This is a genomic window from Sulfitobacter sp. HI0129, from assembly GCF_001635395.1.
In the GTDB taxonomy this organism is placed as follows: domain Bacteria; phylum Pseudomonadota; class Alphaproteobacteria; order Rhodobacterales; family Rhodobacteraceae; genus Sulfitobacter.
Genome location: NZ_LWGH01001066.1, coordinates 1 through 259, shown reverse-complemented (window position 1 = coordinate 259; position 259 = coordinate 1). Strand labels below are relative to the sequence as shown.

General features: G+C 62.9%; 1 protein-coding gene. It reads right to left on the bottom strand.

Annotated features, from left to right (window positions below; genetic code table 11):
- The coding region (locus A3764_RS22625; RefSeq protein WP_150122416.1) for a hypothetical protein at nt 1-259 on the bottom strand (259 nt) is incomplete at both ends.

Here is a 259-nt window from a genome sequence, read left to right as displayed (position 1 = left end):
GTGCCGTTTACCTTGGAAATCCCGTGGCCCATCAGCACCCGCACACCCAGCGCCTTGGCCTGTGCCATCAACTCGCTGTCCTGCGGCAGCACCCGCGCATCGAGGATCACCGGCACGTCCAATCCTGCGTGTTTGAGCGCGATTGCCGTCAGATAGGCATTGTCGTTGTTCGTCACGACGACCGTACGGTCCCCCACGGACACCCCGTGGTTGACCACGTAGTCGCGCACCGCAGAAGCGAGCATCACGCCGGGAATGT